Origin of the sequence: Scardovia inopinata JCM 12537 (assembly GCF_001042695.1) — a bacterium.
Lineage (GTDB): Bacteria > Actinomycetota > Actinomycetes > Actinomycetales > Bifidobacteriaceae > Scardovia > Scardovia inopinata.
The window spans coordinates 1583434-1607803 of sequence record NZ_AP012334.1; the positions used below are offsets into that span (position 1 = coordinate 1583434).

General features: G+C 49.3%; 21 protein-coding genes, 2 tRNA genes and 1 pseudogene. 3 read left to right on the forward strand and 21 right to left on the reverse strand.

What is annotated here, in order from left to right; translation table 11 throughout:
• Window positions 1-117 precede the first annotated feature (117 nt).
• Window positions 118-2253 carry a transcription termination factor Rho gene (gene rho, locus SCIP_RS06555; RefSeq protein WP_081442844.1) on the reverse strand — a complete coding sequence of 712 codons (2136 nt, stop codon included), beginning with the start codon at window positions 2251-2253 and terminating at the stop codon, window positions 118-120.
• 73 nt (window positions 2254-2326) lie between these two features.
• On the opposite strand from rho, the gene SCIP_RS08000 reads away from it, so the two are divergent.
• Window positions 2327-2620 carry a hypothetical protein gene (locus SCIP_RS08000; protein ID WP_144427354.1) on the forward strand — a complete coding sequence of 98 codons (294 nt, stop codon included), beginning with the start codon at window positions 2327-2329 and terminating at the stop codon, window positions 2618-2620.
• A 154-nt stretch (window positions 2621-2774) separates the two neighbouring features.
• On the opposite strand, the gene pgi is transcribed toward SCIP_RS08000, so the two are convergent.
• On the reverse strand, window positions 2775-4469 hold the full coding sequence (pgi, locus tag SCIP_RS06560) for a glucose-6-phosphate isomerase (RefSeq protein ID WP_006293485.1): 1695 nt from the start codon (window positions 4467-4469) through the stop codon (window positions 2775-2777).
• 153 nt (window positions 4470-4622) lie between these two features.
• A complete protein-coding gene (locus SCIP_RS06565) occupies window positions 4623-5906 on the reverse strand; it encodes a mannose-1-phosphate guanylyltransferase (RefSeq protein WP_006293484.1) in 1284 nt (427 codons plus the stop codon).
• An 824-nt stretch (window positions 5907-6730) separates the two neighbouring features.
• Between SCIP_RS06565 and SCIP_RS06570 the strand changes: the two genes are divergently transcribed.
• Both SCIP_RS06570 and SCIP_RS07870 read left to right on the forward strand, forming a co-directional pair.
• Window positions 6731-7024, forward strand: a complete 294-nt coding sequence (locus tag SCIP_RS06570) for a hypothetical protein (RefSeq protein WP_040591261.1) — start codon at window positions 6731-6733, stop codon at window positions 7022-7024.
• 197 nt (window positions 7025-7221) lie between these two features.
• Window positions 7222-7350 (forward strand): annotated as a pseudogene (locus SCIP_RS07870) (TraM recognition domain-containing protein); the annotation flags it as partial.
• A 90-nt stretch (window positions 7351-7440) separates the two neighbouring features.
• Here the strand turns inward: SCIP_RS07870 and SCIP_RS06575 are convergent.
• The 18 genes from SCIP_RS06575 to SCIP_RS06655 form a co-directional block, all read right to left on the reverse strand.
• Window positions 7441-7773 carry a type II toxin-antitoxin system mRNA interferase toxin, RelE/StbE family gene (locus tag SCIP_RS06575; protein WP_231851924.1) on the reverse strand — a complete coding sequence of 111 codons (333 nt, stop codon included), beginning with the start codon at window positions 7771-7773 and terminating at the stop codon, window positions 7441-7443.
• Entirely contained in the window at window positions 7733-8011 is a 279-nt protein-coding gene (locus SCIP_RS06580; protein ID WP_006293482.1) for a type II toxin-antitoxin system RelB/DinJ family antitoxin, read from the reverse strand. The genes SCIP_RS06575 and SCIP_RS06580 overlap by 41 nt, the downstream gene beginning before the upstream one ends.
• 264 nt (window positions 8012-8275) lie before the next feature.
• On the reverse strand, window positions 8276-8443 hold the full coding sequence (locus tag SCIP_RS08420) for an NAD(P)H-dependent oxidoreductase (protein ID WP_269208291.1): 168 nt from the start codon (window positions 8441-8443) through the stop codon (window positions 8276-8278).
• Entirely contained in the window at window positions 8443-8625 is a 183-nt protein-coding gene (locus tag SCIP_RS08425; RefSeq protein ID WP_050752391.1) for an NAD(P)H-dependent oxidoreductase, read from the reverse strand. Before SCIP_RS08425 ends, SCIP_RS08420 begins: the two co-directional genes overlap by 1 nt.
• Window positions 8626-8996: 371 nt before the next feature.
• Window positions 8997-9068, reverse strand: a tRNA-Lys gene (locus tag SCIP_RS06590).
• A 134-nt stretch (window positions 9069-9202) separates the two neighbouring features.
• Entirely contained in the window at window positions 9203-11266 is a 2064-nt protein-coding gene (gene pulA / locus SCIP_RS06595) for a type I pullulanase (protein WP_040591259.1), read from the reverse strand.
• Between the two features lie 164 nt (window positions 11267-11430).
• The gene (locus SCIP_RS06600; protein ID WP_006293480.1) at window positions 11431-12372 is read right to left on the reverse strand and encodes an AEC family transporter; all 942 of its coding nucleotides are present in this window, start codon (window positions 12370-12372) and stop codon (window positions 11431-11433) included.
• Window positions 12372-13919, reverse strand: coding sequence for a Maf family protein (locus tag SCIP_RS06605; protein WP_231288036.1), 1548 nt, complete (start codon window positions 13917-13919; stop codon window positions 12372-12374). Before SCIP_RS06605 ends, SCIP_RS06600 begins: the two co-directional genes overlap by 1 nt.
• On the reverse strand, window positions 13909-14844 hold the full coding sequence (gene thrB / locus SCIP_RS06610; protein WP_040591257.1) for a homoserine kinase: 936 nt from the start codon (window positions 14842-14844) through the stop codon (window positions 13909-13911). Before thrB ends, SCIP_RS06605 begins: the two co-directional genes overlap by 11 nt.
• 3 nt (window positions 14845-14847) lie before the next feature.
• Entirely contained in the window at window positions 14848-15984 is a 1137-nt protein-coding gene (locus tag SCIP_RS06615) for a homoserine dehydrogenase (RefSeq protein ID WP_006293477.1), read from the reverse strand.
• Window positions 15985-16803 carry a fumarylacetoacetate hydrolase family protein gene (locus SCIP_RS06620; protein ID WP_006293476.1) on the reverse strand — a complete coding sequence of 273 codons (819 nt, stop codon included), beginning with the start codon at window positions 16801-16803 and terminating at the stop codon, window positions 15985-15987.
• Between the two features lie 144 nt (window positions 16804-16947).
• Window positions 16948-17715, reverse strand: coding sequence for a YggS family pyridoxal phosphate-dependent enzyme (locus tag SCIP_RS06625; RefSeq protein WP_040591383.1), 768 nt, complete (start codon window positions 17713-17715; stop codon window positions 16948-16950).
• 130 nt (window positions 17716-17845) lie between these two features.
• Window positions 17846-19057, reverse strand: a complete 1212-nt coding sequence (locus tag SCIP_RS06630; protein ID WP_115672852.1) for an alpha/beta hydrolase — start codon at window positions 19055-19057, stop codon at window positions 17846-17848.
• 201 nt (window positions 19058-19258) lie between these two features.
• Entirely contained in the window at window positions 19259-19984 is a 726-nt protein-coding gene (locus SCIP_RS06635) for an MIP/aquaporin family protein (RefSeq protein WP_040591255.1), read from the reverse strand.
• 131 nt (window positions 19985-20115) lie between these two features.
• A tRNA-Lys gene (locus tag SCIP_RS06640) sits at window positions 20116-20189 on the reverse strand.
• A gap of 180 nt (window positions 20190-20369) precedes the next feature.
• Complete coding sequence (locus tag SCIP_RS06645) at window positions 20370-22025, reverse strand: formate--tetrahydrofolate ligase (protein ID WP_006293472.1); 1656 nt, start codon at window positions 22023-22025, stop codon at window positions 20370-20372.
• Window positions 22026-22073: 48 nt separating this feature from the next.
• A complete protein-coding gene (locus SCIP_RS06650; RefSeq protein WP_006293471.1) occupies window positions 22074-23612 on the reverse strand; it encodes a C69 family dipeptidase in 1539 nt (512 codons plus the stop codon).
• Between the two features lie 118 nt (window positions 23613-23730).
• Window positions 23731-24282, reverse strand: coding sequence for a YbhB/YbcL family Raf kinase inhibitor-like protein (locus SCIP_RS06655; protein WP_006293469.1), 552 nt, complete (start codon window positions 24280-24282; stop codon window positions 23731-23733).
• Window positions 24283-24370: the final 88 nt, after the last annotated feature.

The following is a 24370-nucleotide window of genomic DNA, read 5'->3' on the forward strand; positions in this document are numbered from 1 at the left end:
TCATAGCAGAACATGGTGCGCCATTCTTCCTAAGAAATTCTTCCTAAGGAGTTACCTCTGAGAGATTCCTGGAAGAGGACTCTCTCAGAGGTAACTCCTATCTTGTCTCGGCTTAATTTAATTTGAGGTAGACCCCTGAGCCATCAAGGCCAAGAAGTCTCGATTAGACTTGGTCTGCTTGAGGCGGGTGACAATCTGCTGGTAAGCCGCCTCGGGCTCAAGCCCGCCCAAAGCACGGCGAAGTCGGTAAATAATAGCCAGTTCTTGAGGAGCGGTGATGAGATCTTCACGGCGAGTGCCTGAAGCATTGAGATCTATAGCCGGGAACATACGCTTTTCAGCAAGATCACGCGATAGGCGAAGCTCCATGTTGCCGGTTCCCTTAAACTCTTCGAAAATAACCTCATCCATCTTGGACCCGGTTTCCACCAGAGCCGATGAGATGATAGTCAGTGAACCTCCATTTTCAATGTTGCGGGCAGCGCCAAAGAACTTCTTAGGCGGGTACAGAGCTTGAGCATCTACACCACCAGAAAGAATACGCCCTGATGCAGGTTGAGCAATGTTGTATGCGCGAGCCAAACGAGTCATAGAATCCAGAAGAACTACAACGTCCTGCCCAAGCTCAACCAGGCGCTTTGCCCGTTCGATAGCCAGCTCAGCAACTGTGGTATGATCTGTCGCAGGTCGGTCAAAGGTGGAAGAAATTACTTCGCCCTGAACAGTTCGCTGCATATCGGTCACCTCTTCAGGACGTTCATCCACCAGAACGACCATAAGATGAACCTCAGGATTATTGGCTGAAATTGCGTTGGCAATTTCCTGCAGGGTGATGGTCTTGCCGGCCTTAGGAGGAGAAACAATAAGGCCACGTTGCCCCTTACCGATAGGGGCAAAGAGATCAATGACCCGACCAGTGAGTTTATTTTGCACAGTCTCCATTTTCATCCGCTCATTAGGGTAGAGCGGAGTGAGCTTGGCAAACTGCGGCCGGGCAGCTGCGTCCTCAATACTCATTCCATTGATGGATTCCAAGGTCTGCAAGGGAACAAACTTCTGCCTCTTATTGGGTTTTTCTCCTTCGCGTTGGGGACGAATATAGCCCCTAACTGCATCGCCTTTGCGCAGACCATATTTTTTGACCTGGCCCATAGACACATAAACATCACTGGGGCCGGGGAGATATCCACTGGTGCGCACAAAAGCATAGGACTCGAGAATATCGACTATACCAGCTACAGGAACCAGTGTTTCCTGCTGTGGCTCCTGCTCTTCGTGAGTATTAACCCGATTCTGGCGGGCAGAACGATCTCTGTCATTTTCCCGATCGAGGCGTTCAGCCCGATCCGTCCGGTCAGTCCGATCCGTCCGGTCAAAACGATCCTGACGATCCTGACGATCAGTGCGACTGGTTCGATCCTGATTATCATAGCCATTCCCAGCACGACTCTTACGGTTCCGACGATCCTGTTGTTCGGAGCGGAAACGCGCAGGAGTTTCCTCATGAGTTTGGCGTGCTGACCGATCGTCACGGTAGTCACCAGAATCTTTTCCTCCTGATGTCCTGCGATTGTCTCCTGCTAGCTTGGATCTATCAGGAATTGCTGCCAGAAGATTATCCAAATCTGCATTCAGCTGGGCCAGGCGCTCATTTTCCGGGAGATCCTGATTTGTTGACTTATTCTGAGAATCCCCACTTTCTGCTGCCCGCCTGCGACGGCCATCACTGCTACCAGCACTGCTCTTGCTACCGGCATTGCTGCCAGCAGATTCGTGATTGGAATCAGCAGAAGCGGTTGTATTGGTGCTGCTGAGAACATCAGGAAGCTGCAAATCCAGACCACTGAGGGCAGAAGATTCCTGCTCTTCCTGAGGATGAGAAACACGCACCCGGGGACCGGTACCATACCGGCTGTCAGAATAGGTATTCCGCTTGCGTCCCCGCGGCTTATCTCCACGGCGGAAAGATTGATCTCTGGAAAAAGTTTTGTCTTCTTCCAGCTGCTGTCCCCTACCCTCTTCCAAAAAAGTCTGAGAGGCCTGAGTAGACTGAGCGGATTGAGGAGTCTGCGTAGACTGGGCCGACATAGCCTGTTTTGCTTCGATAGATGACACCGCCTCGCTGCGTGCATTCTCAATTGCGGCAATCAGCTGCGCTTTGCGCAGTGCAGTAATACTTTTTAACCCGGCTTTTTTCGCAATCTCGCGCAGCTCAGGTAATTTCATGCGAGAAAGATCCTGGCTCTGTGGCACTTGATCAACCTTTCATTGTTCGAATATTCGCACCCACATAGTGAAGCTTTAAAGACTTCAGACTTTATGCGGTATGGATGACTTATCAACAGAGATATCTGCCTTAAGATTATCTTCATTAAATCAGATATTCGCCGATAAATCTGCCAAAATCGTTGGCTTGAATAGTTTTACTATAAAGCAAACTCCCGACTATGAGGCACGGAGGGTCATCCGACGGAAGAAAAGGAAGAGACTGAAGAAACGAAAGAAACGAAAGAGACTGAAGCAGGAGAATGGATGCAAAGAGGGAGGAACAAAAGTGGAGGGGAGGAGGAAAGCACTCTGCGGAGGTATTCTGCGGAAACATTCTGCGAAAAGGAGATAAGATAAAGCCTCCTGCTGCCTAATTAATTTCAGATTCGAATTAATTCCAGATAAAAATCGAACCAGCACAGACAGCAGGAGGTACAGTGCGCCATAACATAATCCACAGGAGGAGAGAGAAAGCAAAGGCTGTCTGTCAGTCCTCCTGCTGAATTCTAACGGCGATGGGCGCGATAGAACTGAATCAGCGCCTGGGTAGAAGCATCCTGAGCGGCCAGAGCATTATCGTCTTTGGAAATAGCAGGAGTGATCTGCTTAGCCAGGACTTTGCCCAGCTCAACACCCCACTGATCGTAGGAGTCAAGTCCCCAGACAGTGCCTTCAACCAGGGTAATGTGCTCATAAAGGGCAATCAACTCGCCTAAAGCGAAGGGAGTCAACGCATCGCCAAGGATAGAAGTAGTCGGACGGTTACCGGAAAAAACGCGGGCAGGAACAATAGCCTCAGCTGTACCTTCTGCCCGGACTTCATCAGCAGTCTTGCCGAAGGCCAGAGCACGGGTCTGAGCCAAATAATTGGCCAGGAAAAGCTCATGCACATCCTGGTCCCCGTCCTTGGTGGGATTAGGGGTATTAGCAAAAGCAATAAAATCAGCAGGAATCAAACGGGTTCCCTGGTGAATCAACTGATAGAAAGCGTGTTGACCGTTGGTGCCAGGCTCTCCCCAGAAAATCTCACCAGTCTGATAGGTAACCGGAGTCCCATCCCAACGAACAGACTTACCGTTGGACTCCATAGTCAGCTGCTGCAGATAGGCAGGGAATCGGCTCAGATACTGGTCATAGGGCAAAACAGCGTGAGAGTGAGCACCGAAGAAGTTGACATACCATACATTGACCAGGCCCATCAGAGCAACCACATTCTGCTCCAGAGGAGTGTTGGCAAAATACTCATCAATAGCATGGAAACCTTGAAGGAACTTATCGAAGTTCTCAGGACCCAAAACTACGGCCAGGGAGGTGCCTACGGCAGAATCCACAGAATAACGGCCGCCAACCCAATTCCAGAAACCAAAAGCATTAGCAGGATCAATGCCGAAGGCCTCAACCTTATCAAGAGCGGTAGAAACAGCCACAAAATGCTTGCGGATGGCATCGGCATTCTGCTGGGCAGAACCATCGACAGCACCCTTGTTCTTGAGAGAATTTAGGAGCCAGGAGCGAGCGCAGCGGGCATTAGTCAGGGTTTCCAGGGTAGTAAAGGTCTTGGAAACAATGATGAAAAGGGTTGTTTCAGGATCCAGATCCTTGGTCTTTTCAGCCAGATCGTTAGGATCAATGTTCGATACATAGCGGGCAGAAATACCTGCATCAGCATAAACCTTCAAAGCCTCATAAGCCATATTGGGGCCAAGATCAGAACCGCCAATGCCAATATTGACAACAGTTTCAATTCTCTTGCCAGTTATACCGACCCACTCACCTGAACGGACCTTATTGGCGAAAGCATAAATTTTGTCCAGAACCTCGTGAACATCCTTCACTGTGTCCTGGCCATCAACAACATATTTGCCCTCATCTTCCCTGGGGCGACGCAAAGCAGTGTGGAGCACAGCCCGGTCTTCCGTATTGTTGATATGAACACCGGTATACTGGTCACGGATTCGCTGTTCAAGACCCACCTCGCGGGCGAGATTAACCAGTAGCCGCACTGTTTCATCGGTAATCAGGTTCTTGGACAGATCAAAATGCAGATCACCTGCTTCAAAACTCAGCTTCTGCACACGCTGAGGATCCTGAGCGAACCACTGACGCAAGTTAATGCCCTGGCCCTGCAGGTTGGTAAAATGCTGCTGCAACTGAGCCCAAGCCTGGGTCTTTGTAGCATCTACTGGAGGATTAATGGCCATTATGGCTTTCCCTTTCCTATTGCTATTGTTATTGCGCAGCCCACAGCGGCTGCCCTACGCAGCCGGCTCAGCCATCATCATGAGCCATCATGAGCTGCCCGGTTACTTTTACTATTTTATAAGGTTTAAAGGACACTCGCCTTGACAGAAAAATCACTTTTTTGGTGGATTTTTAAGGATTTCGGATATTTTTTTGACATCCTGAGCCGCAGATTTAGGCATGATTAAAAGAGCCTCCGGCGTTTCCACCACAACCATATCTTCCATGCCTATTAAGGCTATGGTTTTTTCCTGGCCGTTTTTCTCTTTGTCGGTTTCCCCCTTGTCGGGTTTTCCTGCAGCAGAGGAGCAGCTGCCCCGTAGGCTGCTGTCTTCCTGGACAACTATCAGATTGTGGGTTGAACCAAGGCTGATGATCCTGGGGCGGCAGCCGGAATCTGACATGGCCAGCAGCCGGTTATCATCCCCATCAACCGGAGGCACATAAGCAGACAGGGAGGCAAAATCACCAATATCGTTCCAGCCAAAATCCCCTGGAACCATAGCCACCCCAGACTCTCGCGAAATTGGCTCAGCGATGGCGTAATCAAAAGCGATCTTTTCAACCTGGGGCCATATTCGGGTTAATGCTTCTTCTTTCTGATCCTGGGGGCCATCCCACATGCGGGCAATTGCACTCACCTGATCGTACATGCGGGGCAAAAGCCGGTGCAGATCATCCAGCAAAGTTTTTGCCCGCATAATAAACATGCCGGCATTCCAGGCATACTCCCCGGTTCTGCAGTATTTCTGTGCCCGGGTAGCATCCGGCTTTTCCACAAATTCCTGTACTGCAAAAGCGTCTGGCGCACCAGCAACAGACCCCAGCGCCTGACCCTGGTGAATGTAGCCGAAAGCGGTGGAAGGATTCGTTGGCCTGATGCCTATGGTCGCTATATAACCGGCCTCTGCCAGGGCTGCTGCCTGAGCAAGTACCCGGGCAAATTCTGCCGGATCCGCAACCACGTGATCTGCCGCAAAGGAGCCAACAATAATCCTGTCACCATGCCTCCTGGCCAAAATTGCCGTAGCTAAAGCAATGGCAGCCATGGAGTCACGACCGGAAGGCTCTGCAACAATATTGGCTGGCCGAAGCTCTGGCAGCTGGGCACACACTGCTGGTACATGCCGGGAACCAGTGGATACTAAGATATTTTCCTGTGGGGTTACCATGCTCAGACGAGCAAAAGTGCTCCGCAGCATAGTCTTGCCGCTGGCAGTCAGGTCATACAGAAACTTAGGCCTGTCCGGCTGACTGAGCGGCCACAGGCGGGACCCTACTCCCCCAGCTGGAATGAGTGCATAAAAATTGGGGATATAGTGATTATTCTGTACAGCATATTCGCGATTAGCCGCAGGAACATTCTCGAAATTACCAGTGAAAACGTTGTCTACCATGCTTCTTACCACCTCAGCCATCGGGTATATCGAATAGATTTATTTTTCGTGAACCGTTTAAGGGGTTCTAACTTCCTTGGACTTATTCAGCACAACGAGTATGAAAATGCATTCATTAGAGCATACTCATAAAAACACATGTGCAGAAATCATACGCAGAAATCATACGGGTTTAACGCCCATCATAACAACAAGCATAGCAGCAAAATGTTCTATCCACCGCGCAGGAAAATATACACCACACAACCGCTTTATCTTTCCCCACCTTTGGCTCCTGCATTCGCATTCAGCGTTGCACTCTACTCCTTTCCTTACCTACAACCCTATCGACCTCATCTTCGACCTCGACTTTTTAAACTTCTCCATTCAACCCTGCACTCTCTGGGAAACGAACACTATTAAATTCCAAAAATGGCTACTTTACTGGAGTCCTTCGCATAAAAATGGGGAAAGTTGATAATACATTATCTTTCGATTCCCCTCCTAAAGAGGTTGATAGGGAAACAGGCCTCACCCAACTGCACAGTAAAAAAATTGAAACCTTGGAATTACGCCGATTCTTATTTTAATCTATGCAGTTGGGTGAGGCCTGTTTTCCTATCACAACAATTTTTGCCGAATTCAGGATCGGAGCACTGAGAAGCCAGTAATAGTTAACATAGTTAACAACCGACTGCTGAGGACTACTCAATGCACGCCTTTTCCTCAGTCGGTCTTTTAGTTCTTTTAGTATAAGTAGTCTAATCATGTCCATCTACAATTATAGTATTATTATTCATATTTGTTATCTTTATATTGGTTATATAGCATAGGAAGGGCTCAATATGCGAGATTATGAAGGCCAATTGTCAGGAGAAAATCAAGGGAATGCCGGGCAATCCTGGGGTCAGCAGACATCATCTTTAAATCACTCTTTTAGTTTTGAAGATCACTACAGAGTTATAAAAGTGCAAATAAATCCCAAAAATAAACTTTTTTCCGTTGAACCTTCCCCTCTACGGTTAACCGCAGTGGAAGACGTGATTAATGACCAGGCTGCTCAAGGATATAGGGTACACTCTTTTCATACTGAGCATGGCTGCACTTTAGCCGTAATCTTGTTTGAAAAAGTTCAGTGACTTTTCACAGATTCCCGGCCTTCTTAAACGAGCAGGACAAAATTTAAACAATATAAAAATATAAAGCGACATAAGGAAGGAAAGCGACTTAGCCCCGGCAATATCCATAATCCATAGCAGGATTCATACATAATCGGTAAACACGAGAAACATCCATTGTTTTAGCTAGGAAGTCATAAAGAAAAACAGTCCTCTACATCATCAGCACCATGCGCAACCGAAACATCAGCGTATCTGTCATACTCCAAACCATCAGCCAAATAAAAGCACTATACAAAGACGACTGGGAAACCCTCACAGTCAACTGTGACAGCACACCCTTCCTCAGCCAGAAACTCACCTAATCACCATTGAGAAATAGCCCGCTAGAAGTCGCCAAATACGTGGCCTGACGACTTTTAATAACTGTTGGTGGTTTATTTGTCCAGAATTTCATGGGAACCAGTTGCTACGAGCAGCAAAACTAATTCATCAAGGTCTAAACGATAAACAACCACCCAACCATCATAGGAATGCCCATAATTGCCATACCGAGAAGGATGAAACTCTCGATACCCTTTCCACCTACCCTGCAACGCATGATCCTTAATCCGCCGTAAAACCACTTCATCATGATCAACAATACCCCGCACACAAGGCTTTAAAACTTTAACCGGGAAATGCTTTTTAGCTAGCTTCTTCACCTGACGATTAAACAACCGGGTTGTTTTAATCTGCATCAATCCGGTCAATCCACTCATTGAAATCATCTAAAGTTCCCACAGTCTCTACCTGACCATTCTCAGCCTCCTTTTTCGCAGCCAATGCCTCGGGCGAATCCAAAAAACTCACAAGCTTAACCTCATTATTAGCAGCCTTAACTAACGATAAACGCACATATTCCGAAACAGTAAGCCCCTGTTTAGCCAAATTAGCCTTCGCTCGTTCGCTCACATCAGAAGTAACCCGAGTAGAAATAGTTTTATTTTTAATAACAGTAGTACTCATTATCATATGCTCCATTCAGTATGCTTACAATCGTACGACAATCCGTATACTCAACAACACGCCATAACTCACGCCAATGAAGAGTGGCATTGCATTCTTTTCAAGAAAGAAATATAGTAGCTCACTGTGTTATCCCATAGGTGCAACAACCAGACTGGTTAACCAGGTGTTATCTAAGGTGTATCGCATAATTATGAATTTTGTGAAGAAAACGTTGCCTCGATTTAAGAGTACTCCCCCTCAAATACGACATTTGGTGATGCTTCACTGTTTTAATCCCGCACATAATGCCGAGGATTTGATGGTGAAGTACTTTCCCGTAATCTGGTTCAAAGAAGCGGGCATACCAGACCACCAAATAGGGTAAACAAAGATTAAAATATCCGATCGAGTGATAACATCGCTATATTTCTTCGTTTCTGGATCATTCATTAAATCTCTTCTTCTATGCGTCTCATCGAAAAAAGCACCGGGTTGAAATGGTCACGATATAGGTCAATTACAGAAATTTCGTCAACATTTGCATTAGCATGCAGGCCTCTATTAACTGCATCATAGACAGCATGATTATATCCCTTGTCGTTCGGATATGCATAGATAAGAGCAACTTTCACATGTGTTATTCTAAAGCTCATGCATAATGATGTATATAAGTTCTGTTTCTAGCGGAAAACTCGCTCGTTTATGGTAGTAGGGTCAAGGGAGAGAACAATGGATAGCATCGACTGGTTTATTATCGCTCTCCCCTCCTCGAGGCAGGTATAACAGGCTGTCCTTACTGCTTATTGCCAGTGGTAATCATTCCCTACGGCAAGGAAAGATAAGTGGCCACCCGCAGTTATCTTGCCTCGTGGACTCTTCACGAACCTGACCAAAAGATGAATGCACAGTAACCTGGCACACTACAAAGCCGCAAGCTTTTTTAATATAAAGCCGATGACACTTCCCAGCGACACTTCTTGATGATTCTTTGATTTCTCAGTTGTGCCCCCTGTCGGATTCGAACCGACAACCCACGACTTAAAAGGACGCTGCTCTACCGTTGAGCTAAAGGGGCAACGAAACTATATTGTACAAGGGTAAGCAGAAATTCGCCACTCGGCGGGTCTTGCCTTTTGTCTCGCTATCCGTCTTGCCATATATTTTGTCATCTGTCTCGCCATCTAACTGACCTACCGATGGACAAAAGAATCACTGCTTATAGGTGGACCGCAGGACCAGAGTATCAAGCGGACCCACCTCGCACTGATCATCAACTGCCAGACGGTATGTCTTGGGCAGGGAAGAGTAGGGCCAAACATGCCCATCGCTGACTACAATCTGCCAGACCCCCGAATCAATATCACCCACCTGCTGAGACTGGTCTGTGGCATTGAAAATCATGACGTAAGATTCATTTTTCTTAGTGGTGTCAAAATATTCAAAAGCGACCAGCCCCGCGTCCTGCCTAAGTATGCGAACATGATGAGAAATCTGCTGATAGTCGGTCATTGACAGATAAGGACAAGTACGGCGGAAAGCAATCAGATCCTTGACATACTGAACACTACTGCGGAAATCCTCGCTGCGGGACCAGTCTATAGAATTGATTGTGTCAGGTGATTTGTAGCTGTTCTCAATCTTGTTTTTTGTCCTTAAGAACTCCTGACCCAACTGAATTTCAGGAATCCCTAAAGAGAGAAGGATCATGGACGTAGCCAAATTACAGCGTCTTTGCAGACGAGGCAGGCTTTCTCCAGGCAGGCTGATCGACAGCTTGTCAAAAAGGGTAAAATTATCATGAACCTCAACATACTGCACTCTTTGAGAAGCATCAAGGAAATAGTGAGGCTGATAATACCCGCCCAGCATTTCACTGGCGATAATTTTCTCCTGGCCCTGGCTGCCGGCCGCAAAGCCCGGCTTCTTAGCCTCAAAAGTGTCTCCTTTAATGGCATCACGCAAAGTATCGTTAAAGAAACTAATCCTGGGCAGGCGATGGGCATTGGTTTGAGAGGCGTGTAAAGTTAAGGGGAGAGCAGTGTTCAGATCCCAGCCCTCTCCCAGAATGGTCAAGGTGGGGTCAATCGCGTCTAAAGCCCTGCGGACAGCATTCATAGTGTCAATATCCAGATTACCCATGAGATCAAAACGAAAACCGTCAACATGGTAGGCAGTGGCCCAGTAGACTACAGAATCGACTATATATTTACGAGCCATGGTTCTTTCAGAAGCAAGGTCATTGCCGCAGCCGGTTCCGTTAGACATACTCCCATCCCTGTTTCTACGGAAGAAGTAGCCAGGAACGGTCAGCTGGAAAGGATGGGTTTCGGCATCGTATACATGGTTGTAAACCACATCCATGATGACCCGAATGCCCACCTTTTGGAAACTGTCTACCATCTGCTTCATTTCCAGAATACGGGAAGAAGGATTGGCAGGATCCGTCGAATAGGATCCTTCGGGGACATTGTAATTTACCGGATCATAACCCCAATTGTACTGGGTGCCAAAATCGCGGTGGATCTGAAGCTCATCTACCGTACCGTAATCATACATAGGCAGGATTTGAACATAGCGGATCCCCTGCGACAGGAGATAATCCAAACCAGTCGGGCTGCCTAAGGGGGTATGAGTTCCCCGCTGAACAGCCCCCAGAAAAGTACCCCTTAAAGGCCGCTCCACTCCGCTGGAATCAGAAATAGTGAAATCCCTGATATGCATTTCTACGATAGGATCGTGAGCCGCACCGGCATGATCAATGGTTCTGGATGCCCACAGGGAGCGCTCCCTGGGATGGACAGGAAAGCCATTCGGCCGCATGGACTGATCCGACAGAATAACAGATCGATAACCATTAGCAATGCAAGCCCGAGCATAAGGGTCAGGTGAAACAGTCCGGGCACCGTCCAGAAATTCAAGGGTGAAGTCATAGGCTTTGCCCTGGAGGTCTTCAGTTACCGTAGTCTGCCAAACCCCTCGGCTCTTCCTGGACATGGATACGGTCCTGTCAGCCAAAGCCATCTGATCGTACGACTCATAAATATTCAACTTTACTGAATAGGCGGTTGGCGCCCAGAGGGTAAAGCTTGTGCTGTCGGGCTGATAAAAATACCCCAGCTGACCAAAGTAAGAAAAGTTTTTATCGAAAGCCTTCCCGAAGACCCCATCCAAAGCTTTGGATAACAGCTGTCCCTGACAGCGCGTCTGAGCCACCTGGCTGATTCGTTTTTTCACCTCGTCGCGAGTGAGACTGGTTTCGCTCGAGTTACTCATGCTCTTATACCCCCCATTATTGACCTGTACAAGTTTAATACCCATCAAGTTTAATACCCGTATTTGAAGATAGTTTGGGCATGTATGAATTTTCGCTGTGAGTATGACCTCATAAAAGTACAACCTCATAAAACTTCATAAAACCCCATAAGAGTCCGACTACCCTACCCCAGGAGCAGGGAAATAATAGCAATAATGATGGGAGAGGCTGCAGTAGTGACAAGAATCCCATCGCGAGCGAAGGCAATTCCTGCGTTATATTGAGAGGCATAATTATAAATATTCTGCCCTGTGGGCAGAGCAGCCAAAACCACACATCCATACAGAACAGTTCCTCTAAAGCCCATGAACCAGGCAAGGAGGAAAGCAATAGTGGGCATAACCAGCAGTTTCAGCACCGACACAGTCACGGTGGCAGCTCTATTGGATTCTTTCCTCATAGGCCGGCTGCCGTGCAAAGACACGCCGAAAGCCATAAGAATCATAGGGACGGCACACTGACCAATCATGGAAATGGGCTGGATGATGAAGGTTGGAATGATGTAGTGTCCGGCAGACTCGCTGATAGCTGATATGGCAATACCTCCCAGAGACCCGATCAAAAGCGGCTGGCGCAGGGGCTGTGTAGCAACCCGCTTGACTGAGATCTTCCCATGGGTGGTAGCATCCAGGACAGTCAGGGCAATAGGGGTAAAGAGAGCCTGCTGCATGACTAAAATGGGGGCCACCAAGGTGGGTCTGCCCAAAATATACGTTGCGACCGGCAGACCAATATTGTTGGAATTCAGATAGAGGGAGTTAAGCACGCCGATAGTAGCATCCGGAGGCCCCATCTTAAAAACTAGGGCATTGATAATCAGAAAGATCAGACCAACAGCCAGGGCAGATCCAAAGGCAACAATAATAGTCCTGTCAAAAAGCGTATCAAGCTTTTCTTTTGACAGAATAGTAAACATGAGGCAAGGATTGGCTACGAAGAAGGAGAACTTGTGAAAAACCATCTCGATGGTAGAGCCACCAATGCGTAAACGGGCAACTATATATCCAACAGCAATAACAACACCAATGATGAAGAAACCCTGGAGGGAGCTGACGAAGGAAGTCATTATGCAGCCGCCTGTCCAGATGCGGACTGCCTGTTTACAGCGTGTCCGGCTGCTGCTCGTTTGTCTGCCATTTTCCTAATTAGCTCACGGAAATGAGGCCAATCACTGCGAAAAGCAGAGAGCAAATTGAGCTTGTTTACATCATCCAGAGGAACCCAAGTAATCTCAATGCTTTCATCATCACCCACATAAGGCTGCACCTGATGCCCCTCTTTTTCTACCGCAAATACTGTTGTGTAATTCCATGGCCCATGGTCTTCATCATAAGCTCCCACAATGGAAATATCATTAGCTGCAATGCCTGCCTCTTCCCAAGCCTCCCGCAGGGCCCCTTCGACAGAATTTTCCCCCTCAGACACAGCCCCGCCCGGAATTGCCCAGGTTCCACCTTCAGCACTCCACGCTGCCCTATGCTGCATAACAATATGAGTAGCCTGACCAGTCACCGGGTCGGTCCTGATCAACAAAACTCCAGCTGCTCCGTTGGTTCCCCAGTGCTTGTGTCCGCACACGCAGGGAATCCAGCCATCACCGGGCTGAGTGATGTTGTCTGAGGGAACGTCAACAGCAGCCCGCCTGTCCTGACCGCTCAGATAGTCACGGCTAAGGTTCTTACCTTTGCTCTGGCTATGGTCTTCTTCAGAACTCCCGGCAGGACGGCTTACAGCCATATTCCACAGATCTGTCCAGGAGACTCCCAACTGCGAGGCTAAAGATCTGACTAAGGGAAGGCTGAGTCCTATGACTCCGCTGGGGCTGCCGTGGATGGAATCGATAAACGCTGCCCCTATCCCCTCCAGAGTAAAGCATCCTGCCACCTCCAGGGGTTCGCCTGTTGCAATATAAGCATCAATTTCTTTATTGGAATAATCAGCAAAATGGACTTCTGCCCTGCTGACTGCTTCTGCTTTTCTGCCCGAATAGGGATCGATCAAGCAGTGACCAGTCCATAAAATACCAGTAGATCCCCGCATGGCTTGCAGGCGGTCACGGGCAATTTGGGCAGTATGAGGCTTGCCATATATGGTACCGCCTATTTCGAACAGGGAATCAGAACCAATGACCAAAGGGCCAGCCCCATAAACCTCTGGGTATGCAGATAAACCAGGGTGAATGCGCAGAAAATCTTGGAGAGGTTGAAAAGAGCGGAAGTCCTTCTGAGAGGTGGAGCCTGTCTGAGAGTGAGAGCTCCTCTGAGAGGTGGGATCTATGCCATAAGGGCGATAGACCTCCCTATTCCCTTCCGTGGAAAGAACAGCCTTATGAATATCTGAATACCGGCTGGCTACCGCTTGAGCCTTAGCCCGAGCAAGAACCTGAACCCGATCCCGGGCTGGAAGATCGACCGGATCTATCATGCGGTCTGCGGCAGTTTGGGCTACAACCGCATTCTCGTCAACATGAGAGACGCTGATAGTGGGCCGAATCCCTGCTGTAAGCAAAAGCTTGCGGCGGGAAGGGGATTGGGAAGCCAAGATAAGGGGGAGGGGGCCAGGGTTTTTCCCCTGAAATTGAACCTTATCAGGCAGCATGGTATCAGGCAGCATGGGCCACAACCCCTTGAGTATCAATCTGAGCTTGCAAAAAAGACCAGTGGTCCGCCGAAGCTGAGCTGGCAGCAGTCTGTTTCAGAAACTGAATCGTTTCAGGTGAATCCAGGTCGGCAGATAGCACAGCTACAGAAGGGCCGGCTCCAGAAATAAAAGCAGGAAAACCCTGAGCTCTTAAGGATTTTACCAGTTCGAACGATTCAGGCATCAAAGCCCCCCTATACTGTTGATGGAGCAGATCATCAGTGGCGTCAAAAAGCTCATCCTGCTGACCTGAAGCCAGGGCATGAGGAAGAAGAGCAGAACGGTTAAGATTGAATACAGCATCAGAATAGGGAACAGACAGGGGCAGAGCCTGACGGGCCTCATCGGTAGAAAGCTCAAAATCAGGAATAAACAGGCAGATTGTTACCTGACTGCTGACCGGATACGAAACCGTATGAAAACCGTCTCGATTCCAGGAAAAGGTCAGACCCCCGTAAATGCAGGGAGCAGCATTATCGGGATGACCCTCAATCTCAGACGCCAGCTCAAAAATAGCTGCCCTCACGTCAGTCTGAGTTAAATCATAATCTCCAAAAGCAGCCACAGCAGCTACCCCGCAGACAATGGCAGAAGCTGAAGAGCCCAGACCCCGGCTGAGAGGAAGACGATTAGTCATCTCTATTCTTAAACCCATGGGAGAAACATTGAAAACATCGCAGGCGCGGTAAAAAGAAGAAACTACCAAGTTGGTTCTGTCTTTAGGAAGACTGGAAGCACCCTGTCCGTGGACAGTAATATCAACATCTGTGGAAGGAAGAAGCTCGAAAGTGGCTTCATTGCGCAAATCCACAGCCAGGCCGGCAGCATCAAAAGCAGACCCCAAATTGGCACTAGTTGCCGGAACGCTCACAGATACAACATCAGATGAAATAGCCACAGCTTACACCCCCTGACCGTAATTTTTAGCAGATATTTCTGCACTGCAGTCTGAACCGGATAAGGAAGTAAGAGGTATAGGCGGGGAAACGACCCCGGAAACCTTATTACCGGCAACGGTAATAAGATCACTCACCACCGCAGATGCCGTAGGTTCTCCTCCCGCTCCCAGCCCAGTTAGCATGAGGTCACCGGCGTAACGGGCTTTAATGGCGACTGCATTATAGCTCCCGTGGATGCCTGCCAGTTCATGATCTTTGGGCAAGGTTACCGGTTTCACAGAAACATGCAGAGGGAAAGATGATCCAGGAGTGTAGCAGTCAGAGCCATTCTTGCTGCCAGGCTTATCTCTGCTGATTGAAGCCAGAAGGCGAATAACTTCTCCTCTGGCAGCAGCAGCAGCCACATCTGCCTGGCTGACAGACCGAATCCCCTCAACATCTACATCGTCAAGCTTTATCTCCTGTCCAAATGCCAGGCAGGCCATGATTGCTGCTTTCGCCGCTGAATCATACCCATCGATATCGGCACTGGGGTCAGCCTCAGCGTACCCCTGCTCCTGAGCCTGGGCAAGAGCCTGATCAAAACTTATTCCCTTCAAGGCCATCTGGTCCAGAATATAATTGGTAGTTCCGTTAACAATTCCGGAAATGCTGATAATCTGATCGGCGGCCAGAGATTCCCTCAAAACCCGGACCACTGGAATTGTTCCTGCAACAGCTGCCTCATAATAGAGGTCTGCATGATGATCATAAGCCGCCTGCTGCAAGGATTTTAGGTCGCGCGACAGAAGAGCCTTGTTGGCAGTGACCACCGAAGCTCCGTTTTCAAAGGCTGACATCATCAGGCTGCGGGCCGGTTCCAACCCACCCATAACTTCAATAACAACATCAGCCTGGGGGCAAAGACTGGCCGGATCATCGGTGAGCAGACTCTTGTCAATCCACTGATCGCTCACATCGGCAGGACGGCGGCAGGCAATGCCGATCAGCCTCAAGCGAGCGCCAATCAAACGGGACAAACGGTTGCCGTGAACTGCCAGTATACGGGCAACCTGGGAGCCGACAGTACCTACCCCCAAAAGAGCAACTCTTACCTCGGACCTGGGCATAAAAGACCGCTTATTTGGTGTTTCTGACATTTATTTACCACCCTGAACAATAACGTTGCGCAGACTTCCTATTCCCTCCACGGTAACAATAGCCTCATCGCCTGGCTTCAGGGTTCCGGCAGGATAAGGAGTTCCTGTCATAATAACGTCGCCGGGCAAGAGGGTGGAAAAATGAGAAATAGTGGAAATCTGCTCAGGAATGGAATGGATCAGATAAGCAGTCGTACCCTGGGCCTGGGGAACATCCTGACCATTAAGGGTAAAGGAAATATGCGCATTGGCATAGTCCAGATCAGTCTCAATCCAAGGCCCCAGAGGACAGGAAGTATCAAAACCCTTGGCTCGGGTCCAGGTAGGATCTTCAGCTGAAACATCCAGCAAGGTTACATCATTGACGCAGGTATAGCCCAGAACATGTGACATAGCGTCACTTTCAGACACATTTTTGGTAATTCGGCCAATAATGACAGCCAGTTCAGGCTCAAAATTCATTTTCCTGGAAAAGGGAGGGATAACGATAGGATCATCTGGGCCAATTACCGAGGTAGAGGGTTTGGTGAAGATGACTGCCGGCTCCTGCGCTGCCTGCCGGGCCAGGAGGGCATCATCAGGAGCATCGGTGGGAATCCTGTAATTCTTAGCCAGACCATAAACTTTGGAAGGAATAAGGGGAGCCAGAAGGCGAACCCCATCCGCGTCCACAGGGAAGCGTTTGCCTGTGGGCTCCACGGTATCAGCCCCAAAGGGGTAGCCGGATAACTCAACCAGGTAGTCCCTGCCATCGGAATCATCCTTCTGAACAAAGGCATAAGAAACAAGGTCATCATGACTAAAACGCGCGATCCTCATATTCTAAGAATAACCTGAGCACACGAACGGCTCCGATCAGTAAAAGCGCAAACGCGGTAAGAAGTATGGGAAATAACCTTAAGGATACCCTTCGGAATACTTGAGGGATACCTTTGGGAATACTTGAGGTCGGCAAAGGTACTCTTAAACAAAGGCACGGGGACCAAAGATGGCGGTTCCCAGGCGAACAATGGTCGCTCCCTCAGCCACGGCCAGGGGGTAATCCTGGGACATACCCATCGACAGATCGGTACAGGAAGCCCAGGCAGGGTCGTTTTGTTCCAGCAGGCCATCCCGCAGTTGGCGCAAGTCAGAATATGCATGACGGATGGCGGATTCATCGGTCACATGAGGGCCCACAGTCATCAACCCAGCCAAGGTAAGAGCAGGGAGAGAAGCTATCTGGTCAGCCAGTTGTCCCACCTGCTGGGGCTGACAGCCAGATTTTGATTCCTCTCCGGAAACGTTGACCTCCAGGAAAATTCGTGCAGTCTTCCCCGCAGCTAGGGCTCGGTCGGAAATTTTCCTCGCCAGGGAAGCTGAGTCCACAGACTCAATCGTATCGACATAAGGCAGAATTTTGTTGATTTTGTTGCTTTGTAACTGGCCAATCAGATGAAAGCCCAAGGGAGAAGTGGATTCAGCCCTGATTGCTCCCCCTTTAAGAACCACTTCCTGGGGACGATTCTCCCCTATCAGGGTAATTCCAGCTGTGACTGCTGCCATAATCTCGCCTACGTCTCTGGTTTTAGTTGCAGCCAAAAGCTGAACATCAGATGGTCTGCGGCCTGCCTGATCAGCCGCCTGGGCAAGAGAATCCAGACAGCGATGAACATTCTCTGCAATCTGGTCTGCTCTCTTACTACTAATATCCCTTCTAGTCAGATCCTTGTGTTCCAAATAAGCCGTCATGGTCCCAACCATACCCCGGGGGCCTTACTCGGCCAGAATGAGCCCTGCACTGACTCATCAGGTTTCATCCCTCAGACCTGAATCAGCCTATATTCTAGATTCAAGCTAGATTCTAGAACTTAACTAGATTCTAGAACTTAGTGTTAATAAACATAAAAGGCAGTACGTTGTACAGGACAGTGGCAAAAGCATCAACTGTATGCCCCTGGCCATCAGCTTTGCCAAACTCCAGATTCCTTGTGCTAAAAGCCTTCCCCTGTTTCCTCATAGCGGTGATTTGTTTCTCCATAGTGATTGAGGCAACATCATCGCTTCCTGCACCGCCAGCTATAAGAAAATCATTAGAATTCCCAGCAGTATCAGCCAAAATCCGAGCAGTTCCAGAGGGATCGGTCAGACCCCCATGAGGATACAAAGCCCAACTGCTCTGAGCGACTGGCAGAAAGTAAGAAATAGTGCTCAGATTGTATTGAAAGGAGTACCAGGTTGCGGCTCCTCCCATGGAGAATCCGCCGAAAGCCCGATGAGTCCGGGAAGCTTTCTGCCCGGCGGAATCGAGCAGCCTGCTGTACGTCTGATAATGGCTTTCTACAGCAGGCACCAGATCATGGTTGAATTCATGCTGAGCGAAAGCTTTCACTAAGGGACCGTCGGTCAGATAAGTTTCTGTGCGAAAACTGGGATCTGGGTAATAAGTAGGGAAAACTACAATAGCCGGATTCATACGGCCATCTGCCATCACATGGTCCAGGAGGGACTGAATCTTACTGGGACGGGCAGCAGCACTTAATCCGGATGAAGAACCGGCATTCTTCCCTCCCCCGTCATGCGGCCAGAACAGGTAAGAGGTAATGCTTCCCCCAAAACCATGCAAAAGATAGATGACGTTATAGCGCATCCATTTCTTTTCTCCATAGCCATGAGGCAAGTAGACCAGAGCCTGTTTGTGATACCTTTTGCCCTGATAGGTAGTTGAGTACGATATCTTCTCAACTTTTCCCCTTTTCCCTGCCGTTAAAACAGACCCATACGATGATGGCAGGCGGGCAAAAGACAAGGTTCCCGTCAGTTTACTCCGGTTGCGTTTATTCAAAGCAGCAGCCCGACGGGCAAAGGCCTGGTGCTCTCTTTCATCAGGGGACATAATTGATTGATGATACCCCTTCCCATCAGCCTCCTCCCCCTTATCTTTCACCGTTGGAAGGGAACAGGCAGACAGGAGAAAAAGCGGAACGAGGAGAAGAGAAAACAGAGCAAGCGGCACCTGGGTCATCAGTGCCCGGAAACGACTGGACCTTTTCCCCATAGTGTCATTAGGATATGCATCATTAAGTGATACCATCTGAAGCTCCCGTCTTTTCCAGGCAAAGTGTCATCAGTATATCAGATTGAGGAAAAAGCAAACCACAAAAGAAACAGAAAGCAAAAAACAAAAACCGAACGGAATAAAAAAGGAACAAAAAAGAGGGAGCCAGCTTGGCTGGCCCCCCAAGATTACTCACCAGCCCAATGGTGGACTGGCACTTATCATAATCCAGAAAATTTAGATGAAAAGAGTATAAATTCCATAGCCCAGAATAGCACCCACGATAGGAGCTACAACTGGAATCCAGGCCTGAGCCCAGTGGGATTCACCCTTGTGAGAAATAGGCAGGATCTGGTGAAGCAAACGAGGCATTAGATCGCGGGCGGGGTTCATACCAGCGCCGGTAGGACCGCCCATGGAAGCAATCAGGGCAGCGACCAGGGCAACGATCATGATGAAACCAGCAGCCTTGGAAGTCTTGCCTGCCAGGTTCAGGGATCCAAAAATGCCCAAGACCAGAAGCATGGTTGCCACGCACTCACTGATAAAGTAGTTCAGAGCAGAATTGTTGGCATCGGTGGTGGCAAAAGCGCCAAAGATGGTGTCAGCATCCTCTTCCTGCTCGAAGTAGGGCTGATACATGGCGAAAACAATCAGTTGGCCCACAGCAGCACCAACCAACTGACCCAGGATATAAGGAACAACCTCAGCCCAGGAGAACTGTCCAAAAATAGCCACAGCCAGGGTAATAGCAGGATTAAGGTGAGCGCCGGAAATGCCTCCAAAAAGCATAACCGGCAGGCCAATTGCCACGCCAAATCCCAAAGCAACATTCAACCAGCCGGCACCGCGGGCCTTGGACCCCTTGAGGGTAGATGCGGCAATAGCACCATTGCCAAAGAGTACCAGAATAGCTGTGCCGACGCATTCAGCCAATACACGGGTCCATAACGGATCTGTCATTTTTCCTTCCCATCCCATGATGCGCGTTGCACCATGATACATAGTAAATAATTGAAACGTCAAAAACTATATTAGTGTGAACACGCAGACAAAGAAAGATGAGCTTGAGCTGGTACCGTGGCACAAAAAAGTGCCCCCTGAGGGACTCGAACCCTCGACACGCGGATTAAGAGTCCGCTGCTCTAGCCAGCTGAGCTAAAGGGGCATATCAGTCTTGGCTTCATACCTAATTTTTATACAGCCAAGTAACCGAGTTCTTACTATACTCACAATTTGGACTATTGCAAACTCCGTGTGTTGCACTCAGGGCGCAACAGAGGAGACAGAGCAGCTGCTCAGCCTGCTTTGCAGATAAGAGCGCAGTGAGAGTAAAAACAGGCCCTATCTAGACAATCTTGGGCATGGGGGTGGTCAGAGAGGTTGTCAGATTAACTCCCACAATACCGGAACCGGCATTGATAGAAACTTTCTTCAGGGTTACCGTGCGCTGACCCTCAGGCAAGGCATCATTATCAGTCATAGTTGCCGGAGACTTAATAGCACAGACAGCCAAATCATCAAGGTTGAGACCTGCCTGAGCAGCAAGATCCCGAGCCTCATGCAGGGATTGGTCAAAACCATCTTTACTTTTAATGCGTTCAGCCGGAACCCCATAAGCCTCAGAAATAATCTGGGACAGATTATCCATGATAGGTCTGCCTTTGCGGCTGGAAGAATCCTGGCTGATGGAAATACTTGACTGGTGCTGGGCAGAAATAGCAGAAAGAAAATCATCCAGCTGATTAGCAATACCCTCTCCCCCATCGCGGAAGAGATTACCCATCATCGGCTGACGGAAGCCCAGAGACTGAGCAGTCTGGCGGAGGGCAGGAATGTGGCTGTCTTCGCCTTCCCAGAGGTTAATCAGGGGGAAAGTGGGAATGCCTAATCCCTCAAGCCGACGGACATGGAAAGGATAACGCCACCGCAGGGCTGGGTCATCCTGCCAGGTGCTGGCCCTGGTGACCACCACAGCGGCAGCCGGCCACTGAGCCCCATATTCACGGGCTGCAACATCAATCCACTTCTGAGCACCGGCATCTGCTCCATAGCCGGCCTCTACCACCACCAGATCATGCAAGGCACAGGCCAGGTCAATAGCTGCCAGGCCCGGGATTCCCAGGGACACATTGGCAAAGGGGCCACAGTGAATATACACCGGGCTGCCCTGGACAGTCTCCATATAAGCAGGCTGCAGAGCGTTGCCCAGAACATTAACAATCCTGTCAACATCAACAAAATCAGCGACCATAACTGGCTTGCCGGCTTTGGTACCGGCGATCATTCCCCTCACCCTCCGGCTGACCTCTTCCTGGCTGCGGGATAAAACCACAATCTGCATCATCTCGCTGGCAGGAGTGATGACGGTTTTCTCTTCGAGCTTGCCTGCGTCAACTGCAATCCGCCGCAAAGATCGGGAGGGAGTCTCAGACACCCGGGGAATCAAAATCCGGTCCAGAATGCCATCGTCAACAGCTTTCTCGCAGAAGGCGACCAGGAGGTTCTGAGCATCCGCTATTCTGCTCATCTCCCCGGTCAGACCCCAATCAGCCAGCTGAGCATGTGCCAGACTGGCCTTGCCGCCGCCGGATGCCCCGCCTTTCGACCCAGCAGCTGTAATACCCATGCTGGGCTGGCGCAGAACTGCAGCAGCATCCACTCCGCGGGCACGAAGAGCATCAATCAGGGCAATGGTAGTTGTAGTCTTCCCTTCACCCCGGGAAGCTTTCAAAGGGGTATCAGCAGTCACCAGAACAACAGCGCCCCTTTTCTTTTCCCCCTGCTCAGCGAGCTGAGCCTTCTCCGCTGACTGAGTTTTCTCCGCTGACTGAGTTTTCTCCGCCAGCTGAGCCTTCCTGGCAGCTTGTTGCAAATAGCCAAAAGCATCAACCTTATACAGATCTCCATAAGGAGCAACAAAGGCAGCAAAATCAGGATGGGACCGGAAAATCGCCTCTAGAGCAGGACTGGCTTGATGGCCAGGAATAGTGTGCTGGGTCATTGTGGATTGTGATCCTTTCTGATTTTCAGTACTGGACCGGTGGTGATTTTAATTATCGGACATGTGGTAGCCGTTAGTCATCCCCATACTGGTGGTATACAAAACCTGAGAGAGGAGCTTATTGGTTTCCTTCTGGACCTTCTGGGCAAAGGTCTGATTAGCCTCAGTCAAAATCTGGCGAACAGCAGGATTATCCATTTCATCAGCTGCCGCCTTGCCGGATCCAACCAAGTCGTTCACTGCCGCATCGGTAGCAGCAATCATGGCGTAGCCCAGACCGCCTACCTTTTCTACATACCGGTCAACAAAAGCGGCGTTGTCGTGAAAACGAGCATCAGCCAAAGCAGCAATAATGCGGTTAGCCCAGTAGAAGTTATCTGTGCTGGGATCTTCTCCCTCGCCTCGATAATAGGCAGGCATTTCAGCAACATTGGCATAAACCGGAATCAAAGCGTTGAAAACATTGGAAGAAAAAGCAGTCCACTGAATAGCCCGGGAAACTTCAGGAGCATAGGGGCGCAGCTGGATGACGCAAAGGTGGTTGGTTCGGTTAATGCCAATGGGACGCAGAAGGGTGCGGGTTGCAGGAGTACCCAATTTCCCGTAGGGATCGTAAGGAGTTCCCTGGTAATGAGCGCTGAGAATATACTTGACGTCTTCAATAGTGATCTTGTGATCAGGCTGACGGCACCAGGGCAAATCATCACTGACAGGAGTAAAATCAGCATCTTCTCCATCCCAGGAAGCATCCAGAGGATTGAAATAGCGCTGCATATACCAGGCTCGGGGGGTGTTGTAGACATGATCAGAATCGGAATGAGAGCCAAAAGCCCAGCGGGGGTTGAAAGGACTGGTGCTCTCCAGGGCCAGATTCAGGTGATTATCCTCGACAAATTCCGGCAGATCCTCTGAGCACATAAACTCTTCTTGTTCTCCCAGAGCATCATCAAAATCAAACTCATCTATTCCAAACTGATTAGGCATGGTTACATAACTGTCATCAGGAACCCGGCGGGCAATCCAGTGATGGCCTCCCACAGTTTCCACCCACCAGATTTCATTGACGTCAGAAATGGCAATCCCATTCATCTCGTAGGTGCCATAATCATGCAAAATCTGCCCATACCGTTTAACTCCCTGGCGGGCAGTAGAAACGTAAGGCAAAACCAGGGTTAGAATATCTTCCTCCCCAATTCCGCCAGGAACTTCAGGCTGATAATCAGGGTCACCTTCCTTGCCTTGTGCCGGCTGAAGCTCAACCAGGGGGTCAGCCCCCAAAACCCGCTCATTGCTGGTAATTGTTTCGGTGCAGCTTAGAGCTACATTGCTGGCATTAACCCCGTGAGATCCCCAAATTCCCTGAGTCCGCAGGGCATCAGGAACGGCAGTATAACGCTGAGGATTATCAGGAAGCTCAATTGTTACATGGCTGATGACCGACTTATAGACCCTGGGCTGATCCTGAGGATTCACCACAAGAAGCTCTTTAGGCGTAAATTCCCCGTTGGGAGAATCCTCATTGCGGGCAATAATGGTCGATCCGTCATAGCTGGCGTTTTTCCCCACGAGAATGGTGGTGCATGCCATATTTTTTTCTCCTTTATTCTAGCTAATGACTACGTTGTACTGGTTATTGACGATTTTGCTTTTTTGTTGTTCTGCTGACTAATCTGTTCTGCTGCCCGACTGTCTTGCCACCTGCTGATCAGTTTTCCCCTGTCAGCCACATGGCATCGGAATCCACCACAGACCTGCTGGCCCTAAGCCCATCGCGAAGCTCACTCAACCAGAATCCTTCCCTCAGATTAAGCAGAGGATCAATGGTAGCATAAACGGTCAGCATATAATCATGCGGCCGATCCGGAGGTTGGGGGCCGTTGTAACGCTGAAATACAGATGGATTGACAGACCCCACAAAGCGAGAAGCCTGTGAGTTGCGGCCCTGGACCGCCTCCGGAATCATAGCCGGAAGCTGGCGGGAGAAATCTTCAGGAATCTGCAAAGCTTGAGAATCGTTGAAATCATACATCAGGGCATCCAGGGGAAGATTAGCTACTGACCAATGAATCCACTGAAAACCACAGACAGGAATGGAATCATCATCTACAAACTCCCAGTGCAGGTAGTGGGCCTGAGGATTAATCCCATTGATATAGAAGGGAAAAGATACGACCGGAATTCCGTCTGTTTTCTTGCTATCGTCTGCCTGTTTGCCATAATCCTCAGGGATTACGGTGAAATCTGTCGAAAGTCTCATTATTACCATTACCGCCTTGTTTGCTTTCTGGAAAGACCATCTAAAAATACTTGTGGAAGTACCGTCTGGAAATGGCCCAGGCTCTTCT